Source organism: Bradyrhizobium sp. USDA 10063 (assembly GCF_054063735.1).
This window is the reverse complement of sequence record NZ_JBSSGP010000002.1, coordinates 7908356-7926151: the sequence shown is the minus strand read 5'-3', so window position 1 is coordinate 7926151 and position 17796 is coordinate 7908356. Positions and strand designations below refer to the sequence as shown.

Annotated in this window: 15 protein-coding genes and 6 pseudogenes; 7 read left to right on the top strand and 14 right to left on the bottom strand. The window is 59.7% G+C overall.

Going from position 1 to position 17796, the window contains the following annotated elements; genetic code table 11:
* Positions 1-62: 62 nt before the first annotated feature.
* Positions 63-562: pseudogene (locus ACVJGD_RS39325) on the bottom strand (ATP-binding protein); the annotation flags it as partial.
* A gap of 821 nt (positions 563-1383) precedes the next feature.
* Here ACVJGD_RS39325 and ACVJGD_RS39320 point away from each other — a divergent pair.
* From ACVJGD_RS39320 to ACVJGD_RS39300, 5 genes and pseudogenes are all read left to right on the top strand, one after another.
* Positions 1384-1686, top strand: coding sequence for a hypothetical protein (locus ACVJGD_RS39320; protein WP_456639190.1), 303 nt, complete (start codon positions 1384-1386; stop codon positions 1684-1686).
* Entirely contained in the window at positions 1683-2072 is a 390-nt protein-coding gene (locus ACVJGD_RS39315) for a group II intron maturase-specific domain-containing protein (protein WP_456639189.1), read from the top strand. The genes ACVJGD_RS39320 and ACVJGD_RS39315 overlap by 4 nt, the downstream gene beginning before the upstream one ends.
* A gap of 67 nt (positions 2073-2139) precedes the next feature.
* Positions 2140-2688 (top strand): annotated as a pseudogene (locus ACVJGD_RS39310) (transposase); the annotation flags it as partial.
* 397 nt (positions 2689-3085) lie between these two features.
* Entirely contained in the window at positions 3086-3592 is a 507-nt protein-coding gene (locus ACVJGD_RS39305) for a GNAT family N-acetyltransferase (protein ID WP_456640526.1), read from the top strand.
* Between the two features lie 118 nt (positions 3593-3710).
* The gene (locus ACVJGD_RS39300) at positions 3711-4385 is read left to right on the top strand and encodes a hypothetical protein (protein WP_456639188.1); all 675 of its coding nucleotides are present in this window, start codon (positions 3711-3713) and stop codon (positions 4383-4385) included.
* A 12-nt stretch (positions 4386-4397) separates the two neighbouring features.
* On the opposite strand, the gene ACVJGD_RS39295 is transcribed toward ACVJGD_RS39300, so the two are convergent.
* Positions 4398-5306 carry a ribonucleotide-diphosphate reductase subunit beta gene (locus ACVJGD_RS39295; protein ID WP_456639187.1) on the bottom strand — a complete coding sequence of 303 codons (909 nt, stop codon included), beginning with the start codon at positions 5304-5306 and terminating at the stop codon, positions 4398-4400.
* A gap of 57 nt (positions 5307-5363) precedes the next feature.
* Between ACVJGD_RS39295 and ACVJGD_RS39290 the strand changes: the two genes are divergently transcribed.
* Positions 5364-5975, top strand: a complete 612-nt coding sequence (locus tag ACVJGD_RS39290) for an IS6 family transposase (protein WP_456639186.1) — start codon at positions 5364-5366, stop codon at positions 5973-5975.
* Between the two features lie 155 nt (positions 5976-6130).
* Here the strand turns inward: ACVJGD_RS39290 and ACVJGD_RS39285 are convergent, their stop codons facing one another.
* The 3 genes from ACVJGD_RS39285 to ACVJGD_RS39275 all read right to left on the bottom strand — a co-directional run bounded on the left by ACVJGD_RS39285 (position 6131) and on the right by ACVJGD_RS39275 (position 7728).
* Positions 6131-6871, bottom strand: a complete 741-nt coding sequence (locus tag ACVJGD_RS39285) for a hypothetical protein (RefSeq protein ID WP_456639185.1) — start codon at positions 6869-6871, stop codon at positions 6131-6133.
* A gap of 122 nt (positions 6872-6993) precedes the next feature.
* A complete protein-coding gene (locus tag ACVJGD_RS39280) occupies positions 6994-7581 on the bottom strand; it encodes a 3'-5' exonuclease (protein ID WP_456639184.1) in 588 nt (195 codons plus the stop codon).
* Between the two features lie 12 nt (positions 7582-7593).
* Entirely contained in the window at positions 7594-7728 is a 135-nt protein-coding gene (locus ACVJGD_RS39275; protein ID WP_456639183.1) for a hypothetical protein, read from the bottom strand.
* Positions 7729-8337: 609 nt separating this feature from the next.
* On the opposite strand from ACVJGD_RS39275, the pseudogene ACVJGD_RS39270 reads away from it, so the two are divergent.
* Positions 8338-9419, top strand: a pseudogene (locus tag ACVJGD_RS39270) (IS630 family transposase).
* Between the two features lie 229 nt (positions 9420-9648).
* Here the strand turns inward: ACVJGD_RS39270 and ACVJGD_RS39265 are convergent.
* The 9 genes and pseudogenes from ACVJGD_RS39265 to ACVJGD_RS39225 form a co-directional block, all read right to left on the bottom strand.
* Positions 9649-10206 (bottom strand): annotated as a pseudogene (locus ACVJGD_RS39265) (IS630 family transposase); the annotation flags it as partial.
* Positions 10207-10511: 305 nt separating this feature from the next.
* Complete coding sequence (locus tag ACVJGD_RS39260; RefSeq protein WP_456640525.1) at positions 10512-11678, bottom strand: IS110 family RNA-guided transposase; 1167 nt, start codon at positions 11676-11678, stop codon at positions 10512-10514.
* 57 nt (positions 11679-11735) lie between these two features.
* Positions 11736-12275 carry an IS630 family transposase gene (locus tag ACVJGD_RS39255; RefSeq protein WP_456639182.1) on the bottom strand — a complete coding sequence of 180 codons (540 nt, stop codon included), beginning with the start codon at positions 12273-12275 and terminating at the stop codon, positions 11736-11738.
* 84 nt (positions 12276-12359) lie between these two features.
* A protein-coding gene (locus ACVJGD_RS39250; RefSeq protein WP_456640512.1) for an IS630 family transposase occupies positions 12360-13344 on the bottom strand; the annotation gives its coding sequence in 2 pieces (ribosomal slippage) (positions 12360-12951 and positions 12950-13344; 987 coding nt in all).
* Between the two features lie 52 nt (positions 13345-13396).
* Positions 13397-13648: pseudogene (locus ACVJGD_RS39245) on the bottom strand (ParB/RepB/Spo0J family partition protein); the annotation flags it as partial.
* A gap of 258 nt (positions 13649-13906) precedes the next feature.
* Positions 13907-14881, bottom strand: a complete 975-nt coding sequence (locus ACVJGD_RS39240; protein WP_456639181.1) for an ArdC family protein — start codon at positions 14879-14881, stop codon at positions 13907-13909.
* Positions 14882-14975: 94 nt separating this feature from the next.
* Positions 14976-15485, bottom strand: a pseudogene (locus tag ACVJGD_RS39235) (DUF932 domain-containing protein); the annotation flags it as partial.
* Between the two features lie 294 nt (positions 15486-15779).
* On the bottom strand, positions 15780-16601 hold the full coding sequence (locus tag ACVJGD_RS39230) for a hypothetical protein (RefSeq protein ID WP_456639180.1): 822 nt from the start codon (positions 16599-16601) through the stop codon (positions 15780-15782).
* 573 nt (positions 16602-17174) lie between these two features.
* The gene (locus ACVJGD_RS39225) at positions 17175-17450 is read right to left on the bottom strand and encodes a hypothetical protein (RefSeq protein ID WP_456639179.1); all 276 of its coding nucleotides are present in this window, start codon (positions 17448-17450) and stop codon (positions 17175-17177) included.
* Positions 17451-17796 lie beyond the last annotated feature (346 nt).

Below are 17796 nucleotides of genomic sequence, written 5' to 3'. Positions count from 1 at the left end.
CGAAGCGGCTGTTAATAGCGGGGAGATCTATATCGCTCCACATCATTGCGCGCTGCACATAAGTCCAAAATCAGTAGCTCGACGGCGGCGATGCTCTTCATCCGCGAAGCGAGTCGGCCATCGCCCCGGGCAAGGTCGAGTTCTTCGAACAACCGCGGCAGCCGGGTGTAAAGTACAGAGTGGTTTTCCCGGCAGGCCTTGTGACCAAGCGCACAACCAAGCCAGCTTTTCCCGACGCCGGTTGGCCCGACAATGGCGCAATTCTCATGGTTCTTGATCCAGTCTCCCCTGAGCAGCATGTCGAACAAGCGGCGGTCGAGCCCACGGGAGGCGCGGTAGTCGATATCCTCGGGCACGGCATGATGACGCAGCTTTGCCTTACGAAGACGAAGCGCCAGGCGCCGGTTGTTACGCCAGGTCGCTTCATGATCCAGCAGCAACGCCAGCCATTCGGCGTGAGCGAGACCATGGGCCTCCTCGTTGTCTGCGAGGCTCGTGAGGCCTCGGCCATGCCGGTAAGGCCGAGCTGGGTAAGCAAGCGGAGTGTGGGGTGTGTCAGCATTTTCTTCCCTTTTAGTGGTAGTAGTCCGAACCTCTGATGTTGGTGTGTATGACCTCATCACCAGCCCGGCCTATGTGGTGATCAAGGCGGCGAAACGAGTTCAAGGACAAGACCGCCGTCAATCAGCTCTGGCAGACCGACTTCACCTACCGTGCGCCTCGCCCCGCAGTTGGGGAAGCGTATGACTGGAATGCAAAAGAGAAAGGAGGACTGAAAAAAAATGACTTGTTCCCTGCTGTGAGGGGACATGAGCCCAAGCGGCGGTGACCTGTCGTCAACTGGCAGGGTGACGTAGCCCGCAGGTAAAGGGGATTGAGGCGAAGCCGTTAAGCCGAGATGGTCCCCGAGGCTGAAGTATTGGAAGGTTGAGGAACACGAACCGGTTCACCCGCATCTGAGGGCTGAAATGTCGCCTCCGTCTACACGGCTTAACAGGTGGAATGCTGATGATGTCGCCGGACAGATATGACGGCCTGCATCCGAACGCGAGCCCAGATGTAAGGACGCTCGCGAGGGGGCATGGGGAGAACGCAGCCAGACCATGGCCTCGGCATCGACTTGCGGAAAGCAAGGGAAAAGACTGCGACCGGCAGCCTCACCAATACGATGACGTCCAGTATATGAACGAGGGAAGGCATGATGGAATGCCCACGATGCTCTGCGTCGCAAGGGAGTTGACCCTGATGTCCACCATGCTGGCGGAGTTCCCGTAGTAGTCCGCGGCAGGGAAAGCCTGCCACATGGCGAAGGGGAACAGTTCAAACTGCTTGGAGTGCAAACTACCTGACCGAACGAGGTGAAGACCTTTGATAATCAGTGAAATGCAGCACAAGCTCGCGACATGGGCCGAGAGCGATTCGAACCGAAGGTTCGATCGGCTCCTTCGGCTGATTGCCAACCGGGAATGGCTTGCCGAGGCCGCTCAGATTGTTCTGGCGTCAAGTGGCGCACGAACACCGGGCATTGACGGAATGGATAAGCAACGACTGCAGGTCAGACTGGATCAGCATCTGGATGACCTGCGGAAAAGCCTGCTGGACGATAGTTATCGCCCCCAGCCGGTGAAGCGAATCTATATCCCGAAAACCAACGGCAGGCTACGCCCACTGGCACGGTCGACATGATCGCTGGCCTGAACCGTCAACTGGCGGGATGGGCAGCGTTCTACAAGTTCACCGACTTCACCGCGTACGTATTCCGGCGCATCGACCATGTCGTATTCTGGAAAATGGCGCATTGGCTGGGGCACAAATACCGATCTCGCATCAAACCTTTGATGCGGAAATGGTACCGAACCCCGGAACCGGGCAAGGCGAAAACCTGGCTCGTGTTTGGTCGGAATGAACGCGGCGGGACCGACGGAAAAGCACTTTACCGGCTTGTCTCAAGCCCGAAGGCGCAGTTCCGGTGGCGCAATCCGGAGGAAAATCCATACATCCTCCGAAAGGAAGCCCGCAGCACTGTCACCTCGCACTATCATGATGTTGCTATGGCCATGGGCCAAGCTTGAACAGAGAGCCGTATGCGCTGAAAGGTGCACGTACGGTTCGGGGAGGAGAAGCGCGCTCGCGCTTCTTACTCCACTCAAGATCACCGGATGGGGGTGGTACTATCTCTCGACCGTGCTCGATGACTTCTCGCGGTACATCGTCGCCTGGCGGCTTGGTCCCACCATGGCTACCGCCGACGTCACGGCCACGCTCGACCAGGCACTCGTGGCCTCTGGCCTCGGCCACGGCACCGTCGCACATCGGCCGAGGCCTCTAAGCGACAATGGCTCGAGTTACGTGGCAGACGATCTGGCCAGCTGGCTCGAAAACAAGGGCATGCAACATGTGCGCGGCGCTCCGTATCATCCCCAGACCCAGGGAAAGATCGAGCGCTGGCACCAGACCTTGAAGAACCGCATTCTGCTCGACAACTACTACCTGCCCGGCGACCTCGAACGACAGATACGGGCCTTCGTCGAACACTACAATCACGTCCGCTATCATGAGAACATCGACAACCTCACTCCTGCCGAGGTCTACTGCGGCAGGGCTGAGGCGATCCTCGCCGAGCGAAAACGCATCAAGCGCAACACCATCGCAAACCGCAGCTTGCAGCATCAATTGCAAGCAGCTTAAACTCTAACCCCTGATGAGCCAGAGCCTCTCTTCTCGAAATGCCTGATCAGTCTCAATTCATCTGACGACGGACAGTGTCTACGGGGGCCTATCGATGCAACCGGTCTGGGCAGGAATCGCGGGACCGCGGACCTTGCGCATATCTGGCGCTCTTCGCTTTGCCCACATAAAACTGACTCCTGTCAGCGTGCGGGGGGACCAACCTTGCACGTTATGAACAATGTCTTCGCAAAGTTTCTGAGGCGCTTAACGGCCAGCGCCAGGCATATCTGGGCTGGATCACGATTCGGGAGTCGAGGGGCGTGGTACTCCTGAGATGGTGGCAAATATATTCTTCGCTGCGCGCATCGTCGCGACGGAATAAACTGGAATGAATAAGACGGATCGACAGACCGATATGAGCAAACCGCATTGGCGTCCCGCCCGCGCGTCCGACCTTGCTGCGATCAGCGCAATCGCGGCGCGCATCCATCCTGATCTGTTCGAGCGCCCTGAGGTATTCGCGGAAAAGATGCGGCTTTGTCCCAATGGCTGCCGCGTGCTCGCCGCGGACGAAGCGATCGTCGGCTACGGGCTCGCCTATCCCTGGAAGCAGCATCGGATCCCGCCGCTCGACGGCTTGCTCGAACGATTGCCCGACGATGCGGACTGCCTTTATGTTCACGACGTCGCCGTGCTGCCCGACACCCGCGGTGGTGTGGCACACCCTTATGTCGCGACGATCGAGAAACTCGCGCGCTCGTCAGGCATTGCGGCTCTCGCGCTGGTCTCGGTCTACGCCACGCGGCCGCTATGGGAACGTTTCGGCTTTCGGCCCGTCACGACGAATGCGGAATTGTGCGCAAAGCTCGCATGCTACGGCGAAGGCGCGACCTACATGCTCCGCGATCTCGTTGCGACGTAACGTCCCTCCCCGCTCGCGGCTCACGCGGGCGTGGAGCCACGCGCTCGAACCGGTCTCGGACAGCCTCCGTCAAAGAACCGTGTCGACCGCTCTGGTCGCGCCGAATCGAGACTGGGGAATGTCCACGAAGCTCGCGTTGCCAAAGGTTGCTTTCATTGTAGTCGTTGCGGCGACCGCATTCACCGAGACCAGTGCCAACGCCGCGCAGTACCGGCCTTCTTCGAACCGTTTACGGCCGTATGAGCGGAATTCGGAGCACCATTCGCCCGAGCAAATCGAGCAGATCACGGCATCGATCCGTCAGTGGGGCTGGACGAGGCCAATCCTCGCGGCGGCAAACTCCTCGCCATCCCCGAGGTGCCGGTCCATCGTCGCGCTCGGGTGGAGCGATCAGCAGAAGCGCATCTATGTCATCGCAGACAACGCCCTCGAGCTTCCACTTTCAGAAGTTCGGGCAACACTTTTTGGACGAGCTGACGGAACGCGTTTTCCTGCGGGACAGCTGCGGAAGGCCTTCGAAAGCCCGTGGCGTTGCAAGATTGTGAGCGCCTTGATCGCCACAAGCAGGCGTGTCAGGTCCAGTGGGTCGATTGACGGATTGAGATCCGCGCGTCGACCGGGGCTTGAGCGCCACGGTAGCGTCTGCTTCAACGACGGCGAGCTCCGATCTCAACCAGCTCGATACTACGAGCGTAACGCGATCGAACACTTGGCTGTAAAGGCTCTGCTGCGAAGGCAACTGGAGCAGATTGTCACGAGCGCTCTATCTCGTAACCACAAAGCTCTCCATTGACGACGGCAACGTCTACGGTAGCCTCGTAGAGCGTCCTCTGTTGGCGCCCGCTCTGTGGGTCGGCCGCATTGGAAATGAGCGATGCGACGCTGCCGCCGACGGAGCGTCTACCCCATCATAACTGCGAGCGGCATGGATCATGCCGCTTGATGTCCGCTGTACCCCCGGAAGCACAGCAGCAGAGCGGACTTCCGCGAACGTCCGAGATGTTACCATGAGCGGACGCACCAACTGCTGTTCGGGTTGCCTACATGCGGCCGAAAGCCGCCCACACCCCGTCTTCGCCGTCCCAGCTCCCGCGGCTCGCCGCCTTGAGTACTCCGTGGCGCGCTGCTCGAAGAAATTAGCGTGCTCGACGCCATTGAGAATCTCGACGAGCCACGGCAGCGGATGCGCCTTGAGCTGGTTGAACCGGCCCTCCTTAGCCTCGAAGAAACCGAAGATTGGGGCAATCCGGAGCTGGGTCAGTCGCCAGTCGGCGACATAGCGAACGTAGGCGTGGATCTGCTCAGGCCGCATGCCCTCAATCTTGCCGAGGCCGAAGGCGAGATCGACGAAGTTCTCCTCCAGCTTCACCATGGTCTTGGCGACGTCGACGATGTCGTCGCGGACGGAGCGCGTCACCGCGCCGGTTTCGCGGTGCCATTCGTGAAATAGCTTGATGACGCCCTCACAGTGGAGACTCTCGTCGCGCACTGACCAACTTACGATCTGTCCCATGCCGTTCATCTTGTTGTGGCGCGGGAAGTTGAGCAGCATGGCGAAGCTTGCGAACAACGCCATGCCTTCGGTGAAGGCGCCGAACATCGCCAGGGTGCGGGCGACATCGGCCACGGTGTCGACGCCGAACTGGCGCATGTAGTCCGCCTTGGCGCGCATCTCCGCATAGCCGCGGAATGCCTCGAATTCGCTCTTGGGCATGCCGAGCGGTACCGTCAAGTTAACGAATTGGAACGGCCGAGGGGGTAGACGAGCGGCATGCGGAGCGCCAGGGATCCTCTTTATCCCCGCCATCGCTTCCCGCCGGAAGTGATCAGTTATGCCGTTTGGTTGTATTTCCGGTTTCCCTTAAGCTTGCGCATGGTCGAGGAAATGCTGGCGGCGCGTGGCATTGGCGTGACCTATGAAACCGTGCGCCAGTGGGGACGGAAATTCGGGAAGGCGTTTTCCGATCGGATCCGCCGAAGAGACTCGCGCGCTGCGCAGCGGCTCATGAAGAAGCTCTTGAAATCCGCCGGCACGCCGCCGCGCGTGATGATCACGGACAAGCTCCGTTCGTATGGCGCTGCGAGGGCGAAGATGGGCTTTCACGTCGAACATCGCCAGCACAAAGCTCTCAACAATCGGGCCGAGAATTCTCATAAGCCGACGCGGCGACGCGAGCGGATCATGACGCGTTTCAAATCGTCCCGTCAGGCTCAACGGTTTCTGTCAGTTCACGATCAGGTCGCGAACCTTTTCCACATCCCCTATCCCGGAGCCGTCACCGCCGACTTCCGTCGTGCTTCGCGCGAGCGAGCCTTTGCGACTTGGCGCGAGATCTCCACGACAAGCGCTTCGCCGATTCTCTTCGGTTCAGCGATTGATTAAGTTGACGATGCCCTTACGAGAGCATCTACCATTCGCCATTCTTCTCCGCAGACCGGGACGGAATAAGCGCTACGCGCGGCGAGCTAACATGGTGCGCTGTGTCCCGGTCCCTTGTTCTGTCGGCATCTCATCGGAAAATATGGTGATTGGGCGCTCTAACACTTTTCAAACGCGACCATTTTCATGGTCCAGCGGCTGACCTGTCCCCTATCGTTGCGATGGATAAACATCTTCCGGATAGAGGTTTCGAGGTTTCTGCGCTTAATCTGGGACAGGAAAGGAATGTCGAGGCGACGCGTGTGCGTGAAGTTCTCAACCACCGCCGCGGTCGAATTACAGGGTGGTAATCTTGCGGCAATCGGGTGAGTCGTGTGCAGATCCTCGATAATGTAGAAGCCGCCTGGCTGGACGATAGGAAAAAGCTTCGCTAGAGCAAGCTGCTGGTGGTAAGCGGCGTGCGAGGCATCGTCGATGATGATCCTTACCGTCGGGAGTAAGCTCGCAAGGCGTTCCAAGGCTGCCGCATCGCCCATGTCCAGCCGCTCGAAATGAAAGCGATCCATCTTAAAGGCGCTGAAATCGGAAATGTCGCAGCCGACAATGTTGGCTTTGGGAAAGAACTCGAGCCACATCTTGATCGACGGGATGTCCTCGACCTTGCGGATCAGCAGTGCTTCGGGATCGAGACTGCCGCGCTGCAGTCCAATCTCGACCATCGTGAAGGGTTCGTGGCGGAATTCCTCGAACAGAAACGAGTAAATGCTGGTGTAGCCATGGGCATCGGCAACCTCGTCGCCCTTGTCAGTTCCGAGTGCATTCGCCAGTTTCGTCAAATTCGGAACACTCATTGTAATCACCACGCTTTGCAGGGCCTTCGGGCGGCGGGACAGCTTCATCTATGCAACGAACGTGCCGAATTGCCAGTGGTGATTTGTCTCGGCTGTTTCCGTATGCGCGCGTCGCGAACTCGACAACGTGTCGAGCCTCCGACGATAGCCGGGACTAAGCTACGGCGCGATCATCTGATCAGCGACAAGATGGTCGGCGGAACCTCTACAGCTTCCTTTGCGCGAGTTGGGGCAACGTAGAAAAGTCGCACCTCAGCCGGATCAGGGCCGTTGCTCGGCTTTCCAGGCTGACTGCGCAGAAAATCATCCATGAGCCGAACGGTACTCCACTCACGGCCCTTTGCCTTGTGGGCGGTCGAGATGGTCAGGTCGCTTCGCTCTTCGTCGACGGTGCGGTTGAGGGCCCACATCAATTGACGCTCTCCCCGCCCCTCGACCAGGTTCACAAACGACATCAGGTGATCGCCCTCGCCGCTCTTGGCGAATTTGACGACCTGCTCCCATTTGTCGAAGCCGAAAAAGTCCGGGACGGTGCTCTGCTTACCTTCCTTCAGATCCTGCACGCCGCGCAGCATGTCCATCAATTCATCTGTGCCGCCGACGAGATGAGGGTTCTTTCCTTCGTCCAGGCACTCGATGATCGCGGCAATGGTGGTCGCGTTAGTGCGCGCCAGGATGGTCCGCGGCTCAACGCTCCCAACCCGGCTCTTGACCGCTGCATTGCCTTTGAGCGGCCGCTTTTCGCCGAGAAGGAGCAAGAGCTTCGAGGCTCATTCCGCGATGGCAGTGCCAAAGCGGAACGAGGTGGTGAGGTAGGTCTCACCCTGGGTCTCGATTTTCTTCATCGCGTTCACCGCGCCGCGCCACTCGTAGATTTGCCGGTACTTGTCGCCCACATAGATCATTTACGGGATCGCGCAATAGAGCGCAAAAGCCAGGATAAACGACACTCAAAGCTTGGCCGCGGTTACGATCGAACCAGCCGCGGCAAGATTCCCAAGGCGTACCGATCCGCACACCCCAGTTTTCGTAGACACGCTTGCCTGTCGTATCGAATCCCACGTTGAGAACGACGGGCGCCCAAGCCCCTCGCGCGAAAGGGAGGAAGAGGTAGACCTTCTGCAGCACGTTCTCAGCCTCGTCGGCCGCGAAGGTTTGGCCATCTGCGCGCGTCAATTCGGCGATGTGGGTTATTCCATAACGGACCTGCGGAGCTCCTTTCAGCCGACTACGTGCATGAGCGCCCACGAGGTCGTCGACGACATCGAAGGTCAAGTTGGCGCGGGGCAGAGGCTGGTTGGTAAAATCCACAGGATGCCTGGGGGGAAAGGGAACAGCCGCAAAGCGGGCAGAATATGCGAGTCGCGTCCTCGGCCGCGAGTCCATTTGGGCAGTTGTGCTCAACGAAACGCAAGCATAGCGGCCCCGTATGCGGGAAATCCAGACATAAGTGTTCTGTCTCGCAAATCAGTTTAAATAAATGTGGTTGCTGCAGGCAAGCGGGGAGCTGAGGGATGGCGCGGCCAGTCAAGATGATCACTGCGAGTGAGGAGGTGCGGGCGGAATTGCAGCGCAGGACCAAGGCGTCGACCAGTGCGCATCGTGACCGCTTCCGAGCGAACATCATCCTGCTGCGTCTGGAAGGACTGAAGATCGAGAGTGTCGCCGAGCGGTTGAAGACATCGATGCCCACGGTGTCGACATGGTCCGCGCGCTTCGCGACCCACGGCCTCGACGGTCTCAATGACAAGGTCGGTCGCGGGCGCAAGCCGTCGATACCACAGAAGAAAATCGAGCGTGTTGTCGCCGAAGTCACGCGTCCGCCGAAAAGCCGCAAGCGCTGGAGCGTGCGCAGCATGGGCCGCCATGCCGGTATATCGCACAGCACCGTGCAGCGTATCTGGTCGAAGAACGGTTTGAAGCCGCATGTCGTGAAGACGTTCAAGCTCTCGAACGATCCAAAATTCGAAGAAAAGTTCTGGGACGTGATCGGGCTCTATCTCGACCCACCGGCCAAGGCTCTGGTGTTATGTTGCGACGAGAAAGCCAATGCCAGGCTCTGGAGCGTACTCAGCTCGGTCTGCCGCTTGCGCCGAAACGCCCCCGCACGATGACCCACGACTACATCCGGCACGGCACGATCACATTGTTTGCCGCACTCGATGCGATGAAAGGCAAGCTGATCACGCGTACCGAGGAGCGCCACACCCATGTCGAATGGCTGAGATTCCTGAAGCAGATCGACCGCGAAACGCCCAAGGAACTCGACGTCCATCTGATCCAGGACAACTATGCCACTCATAAGCACCCGAAGGTCAAGGCGTGGCTTGAACGCCATCCGCGCTTCAAGTTCCACTTCACGCCGACATCTTCGTCGTGGATGAACCTCGTCGAACGCTTCTTTGCTGATCTGACCGCGGACGTGATCCGCTCCGGCAGCTTCGCCTCGATCGGCGAACTCGTCCGTGACATCGAAGCCTATCTCTCCGATCGCAATGCCGCCCCAAGACCCTACACCTGGAAGGCCGAAGGCGCCGCGATCCTTGAAAAAATCAACCGCGCCCGTGCTGCACTCGTCAAAGTCGAGGCAGCATGAGTTATTACAGGGCATTTGAGAGTCGGGACATTAGCATAGAGAATCTGGGGGGTACATTGACAGTTGCTACGGTGGCAGCGCCGGCCATTTGGCGCACCGAAAAGACCATCCTGGTTTCCGGGCATTCAGCGCACAAGCAACGCCCCAGCCCGGTCTCGGATGGGTTTGTGGCTCCGGGGATGCCGCCCGCGATCCGCTTACGGCCGGAAGCGCTAGTGTTCTGACTCATTCATTTGCATCCCGCTTTTGCGATGGCGAGCGCTTTTTTGGCTCGGCGGTGCTTTGCGAGGATGGATTTGGCGCTGGCGGTCCACCTGAATGGCTTTGGATTTTGGTTTCGATGCTCGATCCACTCGTCAATCGCGGTTTTGAGTTCGGTGACGTCGTTGAAGGTTCCTCGTCGGATGCGCTGGCGAGTGATTTCGGCGAAGAGCCGCTCGACGAGGTTGAGCCAGGAACACGATATCGGCGTGAAGTGCAGCGTGAAGCGTCTGTGTCGCGCCAACCAGCGCTTCACGGCCGGCGTCTTGTGGGTGGCGTAGTTGTCGAGGATCAGATGCAGATCGAGATGTGCAGGCGTCTCGCGGTCGATTGTTTTCAGAAACGACAGGAACTCGTCTGCCCGATGGCGTGCCAGACATTCGCCGATGACGGTACCGGCCGCCACGTCGAGCGCGGCGAAGAGTGTTGTGGTGCCGTTGCGCTTGTAATCATGGGTCATCGTGCCCGCCCGGCCCTTTTTCAAGGGCAAACCCGGCTGCGTGCGGTCGAGCGCCTGGATTTGGCTCACATGGGGATTTGTAGGTCAAGATAGTCGGATCAGGGTTTCATCGCATATCTCCGGTCGTTGCTGCGTATCCAAGGTCTGAGCCCGCTTGCATGACCCGGCCCGTCTCCGATGCCGCTTCAAACTCACATCCGGTCGCCGCTCTCATCGGCCGCACCAATATCCCGCTTGCGTCGGGCAAGGGCTCAGGAGCGCGGGACCATTCTCTTCTTCGGCTTTTTAAGCCAGGCCAAATTTCGGTCCGCTCACCTGGATCCGCCGGCGCTGATCAGGCCCCGGAAGATTGAAGGGGAAAGCGTTTGTTTTCAGGCGGCCGTTGTCTCGACTCCTTCCGGCACGACCCCGGCGGTCACATACTTCCAGAAGGCGATCAGCAGCTTTCGCGCCAAGGCAACAATCAGCGCTTTCCGGACTCGGCCACCATTGAGCTGGACGCGCTGATGGAACCACAGGCTCAGTATCGAACGGGGCTGATGCCTTACCCACAACCAGGCGAGCTGGATCATGGTTGTTCGCAGCCGCGGGTTTCCGGCTTTGGAGACGCCTTGTTCGTGCGCGACGGATCCGCTCAGCCAGGGCGTCGGCGCCAATCCGGCATAAGCGGCAACCTGCCGTCGGTTGGAAAAGCTTCGGAACAGCCCCTCGGACCACAGGACACCGGCGAATTCCGGGCCAATCCCCTTCAAGTTCTTCAACATTGCTCCTGGCGCTGGCCTGCCTTCGTCCGACCGGCTGAGCATAGCATCCCGCTCGGCCTCCACGGACTTGATCTGCTGAAGCGTGAGTTCGAGCCGATCAAGTTCACGTCCAATCTGCGCCTTCAAATGCTCAGGCAGCGGACGACCATCACCGGTCCTGAGTTCCTCAAGCCGCTTCCGTCTTTTGCGCAACAAGGGCTCATAGTCAGAGATGCCCTGGGCGAAGAGCAGCCCCTTGATCCGATTGACGTGCTCGACCCGCTCCGCTGTCAGCGTCTCGCGCTCGCGGCAGATTCGGCGGCGATCCTCCTCGTGTGGGGTCGGTGCTCGAACCATGGCGCACACCCGCGGCTCGCCCCGCTTATACGCCAGCAACGCGCGCACCAGAGCCTCCCCGTCGATCTTGTCAGTCTTCGCCCGTCGACGCCGGCGCGACGTCGCGATTGAAGCAGGATCAACGACGTGGCTTTCGACCCCTTCCTCCTGCAGCAAGCGGTGGATCCAAAAGCCGTCGAGACCCGCCTCCTGAATCACGATGATCGGAACGACATACCCCGTGCGGGCCTGCACCTTGTCCTTGAGCTGACAGAACCGCGCCCGCAGTCCAGCGACATCGCCGCTGCGAACCGTATGCTTCGACATCTTTTCTGCGCCGCCCGGCGACAACGATGTAATCAGCCAAGTCGATCGACTAAGTTCCAACGAGACGAAAATCGCGCCAAGATCGGTGCGGATAGCGCTCGGCGCTTGCTGTGGGCCAGTGATAATTTGCATGGTCGCCTCCAGAGTGGGGTGGGTCAGCAACCTCACTCTCTGACAGAGCGTCGGTCGCTAGCTACCCCCATGGGATCTCTTCTCATCGACGGAAAGCACCAGGGCCTTCTCCGGCGGATCGACGTAGAGGCCGACGATGTCCTCGACCTTCGCGACGAAGTCGGGATCGTTTGAGATCTTGAAGCTGCGCACGAGATGCGGCTTGAGGCCGTGTTCGGCCCAGATGCGCTGCACGCTCGTGTGGCTGATGCCCATTTCTTCCGCCATCAATCGCACGCTCCAGTGCGTGGCATTGGCGGGACGCTCCTTCACGGTCTTCTCGACGACCTTGAGCGTCATGGCAGCGCTGAGCGGCTTTCGGCCAGGCGGCTTGGAGCGGCCTTTGATCAGACCATCGACACCGGCCTCGGCAAAATAGTCCTGCCAGCGCCAGACGGTGGTCTTCGAAACCTCGACCTCACGCATGATCGCCGCGACGCCATGACCGTCCGCCGCCATCAGCACGATCCTCGCTCGCTTCGCGATCTTTTGAGCCGTGTTTCCATCGGTGAGCAGTTGCTCCAGTTCCCTGCGAGCCTTGCGATCAAGTACAATCAAGTCGTTTCCCATGCCGCGAGTGAATCATGTTCACGACAAGGCGGGATTCAAATGTCAGTGACAGAACACTAAAGCGGATTCCTGTCATTTAGAAGCATAGCCTGCGTGAGCGAAATAGTTGGTGCATTCGCGTGGGCTTAGTTGTGGGATGAACGAACGGATCGCGCGCGTGAGATGCGGAACTGTTCGTGCCGCGACCTTACGCAAGTATGCCTTAAATTTGCTGTAGGGCAGCTCGATCGGATTAAGATCAGGCGAGTATTTCGGGAGATACCGCACGCTCGCCTTTGCCTTCTCAATCGCGTGCCTAACGGCAGGCGCCATGTGAACTCGGCAGTTGTCCATCACGACGATGTCGTTGCGCCGAAGGGTTGGAACCAAGCACTGCTCAACATAGGCGAGGAACATTTCTCCGGTCATAGCTCCCTCGATCACCATCGGGGCAGTCATTTTATTGTGGCGCAAGGCCGCCACGAAAGTGATGGTCTCCCATGACCCCAGCGGAACGGCGCCGATCACCCTGACACCCCTTGGCGCACGCCCCCGGAGCCGCGCCAGATTTGTGCTGACCGCAGTCTCGTCGATAAAAACGAGCCGGGCGGGATCAAGAAAACCTTGCTCTCGTATCCAACGTCGGCGAGCTCGCGCAACGTCCTCTCGCTGCCGTTCAGTAGCCTGCAGGCTTTTTTTTAAAGGTGATGTTGTGACGGTCGAGAAAGCGCCAGAGCGCGCTGCGGCTGGTTCGAATTCTCCGCTTGCGCAGCTCTGCAAGCGTCTCCACCAGGGTCAGGTCTGGATGCTCAGCAACCACAGCCAAAATCTCGGTTGCGAACTCTTCGAGCGGCGAAACGCTTCCGCCGCGCGGCTTCGCAGCGGCGCTGTTATCGTCCCGCCAGCGCTGCACCCACTTGACCGCCGATGCTACACTCACCTCGAAGCGTTCGGCCGCCTCGCGCCGCGACGCGCCCGCAGCCACGGCCTCGATAACGCGTTCCCGCAGGTCACAAGAATAGGCCTTCGGCACCGCCCGCCCCCGCCGGCAAGGAGAATCAATGCACACAGTCTCCATCATCGCTAACCGTTTGGGAATCCCCCAGATTCAAATCGGGCGAAAACCGCTATAGCAGCTGCAGCGCCCGATAGCGACGTCCTCCGGCCGGGATCTCGAACATGCCGGTCTCGGCGCCTTCGGCGTCGAGGACCGGCCGGACGTTGAGGCTTTGGAGCAAGGTACGGCGGCCGATGTCCTCGGCCAGCTCCTCGATGGAGACGCCGGCCTTCACACGCCGGACGTTTAACTGGCTAAGCACCAGCTTGTTGAAGGGAATGTCGCGCGAGGACGACAGGGTGATCTTCCGAACGGCAGTAGCCATGGGTGATACTCCGCGACGGCCCGACCCAAAGCCTCTCTCTGGGCCTCCAAGCCGTCACGAAGCGCAGCGCCGCCCTCTTCCTCTCAAGGGCAGCGCTGCGAAACCGGCAATCAGGAAAGCCGAAAAGCCACGAAACCGGAGACACGCCGTTCCGCATCTCCGGCTTTCCGGGTACCAGGCTGCGTGGTCGAGCAGCTTCTTCGCGCGGACCTCCAGCTGGAGAACGTGGACGCCCAGCATCTTCAGGTCCGCGCCCTGCTACAACGTGCCAGCGACAAGAGGAAAATGAGACTGGTAGGCATCCGTCTCGTCGGAGACTGCGGATGAAGTCTGACGCTCCTCAGCAGATACGGGCTGCTGCGCGTGCATCCAGTCGGCGGCCTGCTGCGCCTTGCTGGCGGCAGTAAAGATAGCCCGAGGATCATCCTTTAAGACTTCGATCCACGACGCAATATACGCTGCATGATCGGGACGCGGATAGTGGGCTATGCCCAAATCGGCAAGGACAAGCCCGCTGAGAATCTCCACGCAACATTCCTCGGCGGCATAGGCAGCCGAGCCGAACCGACCCGAGAGATCGCGGTCAAGGCGGTGCTTTGCCCCTGAGGCATGGCCGTCCTCATGCAGCCAGACAGCATAGAATGACGCGGCATCGCGGAAGGAGGCGAAGTCCGGCATGAATACCGTGTTCGATGACGGGAGGTAGTAAGCCTCGGATCCGCCGAATACAGTCTTGATCCCGAGGTTGGCGATGAAAGCTTCCGCATGCGTCAGGCGCTCGCTCTCTGGCAGGACGTTCGTTGGCGGGCGCTCGTATCCGTCCACCTGAGCGACGTTGAACACCGAGAATGCTCGGGCAAACATCCGCCGATGGCCGCCATTATCATCGTCATCGTCGTCAGCCGGCTCGGACGGAGCGACCTGCTTCCACAGCACAACAGTGGTAGCGCGTTCGCCCTTGCGCACCTGCGCGCCAGCGTCCCGCCATTGCCGATAGGTGCCCCACAGGCCATCGCTGTAATGGCTGGTCGTGGCTGCGACCCAGAGCGCCACCGTGTTTATGCCGCGGTAGCGTTTGCCCGAAGCGACGTTGGTTGGGCGGGCAACACTCGTCCCGTCGTGAAACCACGGCGCACGCCACTCGCCTGCACCTTGCTCGATTGCCGCGATGATCTCGGCGGTGATGCGCGTGTAAACATCGGCACGTGCTCCGGACTGCATCCTTGATGACATCGTGATAGCTCCTTGGGAGCGACGCGAGCGCACGGGATCGCCACGGCTTGCGGGCGGCGTCAGGCTCAACGTCGATGAGAAGGGATCAGTGAAAAACGGGTGAGACAGCTTGACTGTTTAGATAACGGCCATATTCGGGGCCGGTAGCGGCGCGAAGCTCGACGCGACCATCCTCTATCTCGAGCGTCTTGACTTGCTCGGCTCGATGAGAGCTGAGGCCGAACTGCAGGTTGATGCCAGCCAGCGGCGCCGGAAGCTGACGGAGGTAAGCCGCCGGCGCTCCGATCAGGCTGGCAAGTTGGCCGAAGCTCCAGTGAGTCGGCGCGATCGGCGTGCCGGAACCGGGCAGCAGCAGAGCCAGGCGCTCGGCATCGTCGCGGCTGGCCTCGACCCGGATCGCAGCGCTCTCGACCGTTCGGGTCCGGCTTCGCTCGGCCCGTCCACGCACCGCGACATAGAGGCCCGACAGGGATAGATAACGCTCATCCGCCGGCCGCGAGAACCATTCCGACGATACGCGGCTGACGCGTTCGCCGCGGGTCACGTCCACCTTGTGGCCGCCGACGCGGTCGCGGCCAGCGCTCAGAACTTCGACTTGGGTCATGGGTCATCTCCACGACAGGCGCTGGAGGCCTCTCCTCCGTTCCTCAACCCGTCACGGCGAAGCCCGTCCGCCCTCTCACTCTGATAGGGGGCGTTGCGGGGTTCTCCCCGCAGAAGGGGTCGGGCGAGACCTCAGGCTCGGGCGTAGGGGAAGGCTTTCCCCTCAAAGCGCATTTAAGGGCGGAATACGCGGCATCCGTGCGTTCGGCGGCCTTGGCGTCTATCGCGACAAGGGCGGCTGCGACGAACATGAAGCAGCGATCTTTCGAGCAGATGATCAGTGGCCTTTACGGATTCACCAAGTTCGGTGACGAACTTGAACGGCAACGGCGAACTTCAAATTTGTGGGCGTAGCTTCACCGATTTTTGTGCATACGAAATTCAGAGAGAAGTCTAGATAGTCAAGTAGATCTTCTGCGTTGAAGACGACATCGGTCATCCGTGCGATCGACTTGTGGTGATATACGTCATTTCGAGCATCACGAACCGTTTTGAATTTCCGCTTGAAGTGATCCAGCGAGAGACGGTTTGGACCGCGCACGAACCGCGAAGAAAAGATGGACCAGTGGTCTTCAATCAGACGCGCTATGTGACCAAGATCGCAAGCCTCGACAAACTGAAAACCGTTCACAAATCCCCCAACGAGATTTCGCTGAAATCGGTCCCCGTCGATGGCGTAGATGATCTCGCCGAGTGAGTGTGCAGCGTCGGATGGTACTGGCACATTTCCGATTTTCTTTACGGATCGAGCTTTGCTGCCGTTTCGCAACTCATCATAGATCTTCCGCCACCACCGCTGGTGATCGTAATGCCGCTCCAGTGTGACGGCCACGGTGGACCGAAAAGCGGTTTCGAACGAATGGAACAGCCCAAACAGCTGGGCATGTTCAGCCACCTTGCGGTTGTAGACCTGGAAAAGAGCTGGCCGCCATTCCCCGGCGATGCCTGGTCGTTTTCCTGCCGATCCATTCTTCAGCTCGACCAGAGCCGCTTCCATAAGGTACGGGCTGACCACCGAGAGGTCATTCTGAAAAACAGCAACCTGCCCCGGGGTCGGAGTGAATGGCAAATAGTTCTCAAAGAACTTAACCAAAAATTCATACGAGGTATCAGGCATTTAGTCCTTCGACGCCCCAAAAATGGAACTTGACGCCGGCAAGGGAGTTTGCGATAGACGCAGCCCTAAGCACTCCGGGAGTGTTGTCGCTTCGGGGACATTCGCTGTCAAAAGCCACGACCTGAGTCTAAACATCTATTTCGTCCGAAAGGGCTCCCTCACGGGAGCCTTTTCCTTTTGTGGTCCAATTGTCAATCTGAGAGACCCGCGCAGATTGTGCCGAACAGCGCCAGCCCGCCACCTTTGGTTATTGCTGCTTGATACGCATTGGATAAGCGGTTGAGTGGCCCTCGGGGACATCGTGCGGAAGCGATGCAACATGGCTACGGGCTGCTGCTGATGTACGATTGGCCAGTACCGGAATGGCCAAGATCATTCGTGCGAGGATGGCGTGTGCGCAGCGCATCGCCCTCTGAAATGGCACCCGGAGAGCGTGAGCATAGCGACCCGAAGGGGCACGCGGGTCCGAGTGCAGCGACGAGACCGGCTTGGCAGCGGCACCCGGGAAACGGGGCAGTGATAGCGATCGCCGAAGGCGAGCCCCTTTTCCGAGTGCCCCCGGCGAGGAGCACATTATGCCTTGCGCGATGGGATCGTTACCCGCATGGGCCGAGACCCCGCTTCCCGTAAGGGCCTCGGTAAGCGCAGCTCATAGAGCCCGGTTCGCGGCAGCGGACGCGCCCTGTCTGCAATGCGAAATCGCATCTGCGCACATGCCCGCGAGGGACTCCCGACCTTTGCGTCATATCGATCCGCCAAGTCGAGCAGACGGTTCCTGGTGAACGGATCGGCCTTCTCGGCCAAATCGCGGGCGCGCTGCGCCTGCGGCATGTAGAAGCTCTCGTCCATCCGCACCCACTATCCAATATTCCGAACGATATCAGCGCGCGGCCTCAGCTCGCCGGCATTGCTATGCCCAGCGACCAGCTGGGCACAAAATAGTTGCGGGAAAAATCGACTCCAAAAATCGACTCCGCCGCTGCGGTTTCGGCGACACGATCAGCGAGTGGAATCCGGTTCTTACGGCTCAATTGTGCACTCGAACTTCCCATTCCGTGCGGTGCACGGCCAAGGTCACCCGCCCAGCGCCGACACATGCTCCAAATCGTGCCGGCGCTGCTTTGCGCGCCGTTCGTAGCTGGCCTGGTTCTTGGTGGCTACCAGGGTATGGGGTCTGCCACGCCTTTCGGTCGTG

Bases quoted from the DNA above. Each gene is read 5' to 3' on its own strand.
- ACVJGD_RS39300 (WP_456639188.1), top strand. From the start codon at position 3,711: ATGTCCACGAAGCTCGCGTTGCCAAAGGTTGCTTTCATTGTAGTCGTT.
- ACVJGD_RS39275 (WP_456639183.1), bottom strand. From the start codon at position 7,728: ATGATCTATGTGGGCGACAAGTACCGGCAAATCTACGAGTGGCGCGGC.
- ACVJGD_RS39295 (WP_456639187.1), bottom strand. From the start codon at position 5,306: ATGCCCAAGAGCGAATTCGAGGCATTCCGCGGCTATGCGGAGATGCGC.
- ACVJGD_RS39240 (WP_456639181.1), bottom strand. From the start codon at position 14,881: ATGTCATCAAGGATGCAGTCCGGAGCACGTGCCGATGTTTACACGCGC.
- ACVJGD_RS39285 (WP_456639185.1), bottom strand. From the start codon at position 6,871: ATGAAGCTGTCCCGCCGCCCGAAGGCCCTGCAAAGCGTGGTGATTACA.
- ACVJGD_RS39225 (WP_456639179.1), bottom strand. From the start codon at position 17,450: ATGGACGAGAGCTTCTACATGCCGCAGGCGCAGCGCGCCCGCGATTTG.
- ACVJGD_RS39315 (WP_456639189.1), top strand. From the start codon at position 1,683: ATGATCGCTGGCCTGAACCGTCAACTGGCGGGATGGGCAGCGTTCTAC.
- ACVJGD_RS39260 (WP_456640525.1), bottom strand. From the start codon at position 11,678: ATGCAAATTATCACTGGCCCACAGCAAGCGCCGAGCGCTATCCGCACC.
- ACVJGD_RS39305 (WP_456640526.1), top strand. From the start codon at position 3,086: ATGAGCAAACCGCATTGGCGTCCCGCCCGCGCGTCCGACCTTGCTGCG.
- ACVJGD_RS39230 (WP_456639180.1), bottom strand. From the start codon at position 16,601: ATGCCTGATACCTCGTATGAATTTTTGGTTAAGTTCTTTGAGAACTAT.
- ACVJGD_RS39320 (WP_456639190.1), top strand. From the start codon at position 1,384: ATGCAGCACAAGCTCGCGACATGGGCCGAGAGCGATTCGAACCGAAGG.
- ACVJGD_RS39290 (WP_456639186.1), top strand. From the start codon at position 5,364: ATGCGGAGCGCCAGGGATCCTCTTTATCCCCGCCATCGCTTCCCGCCG.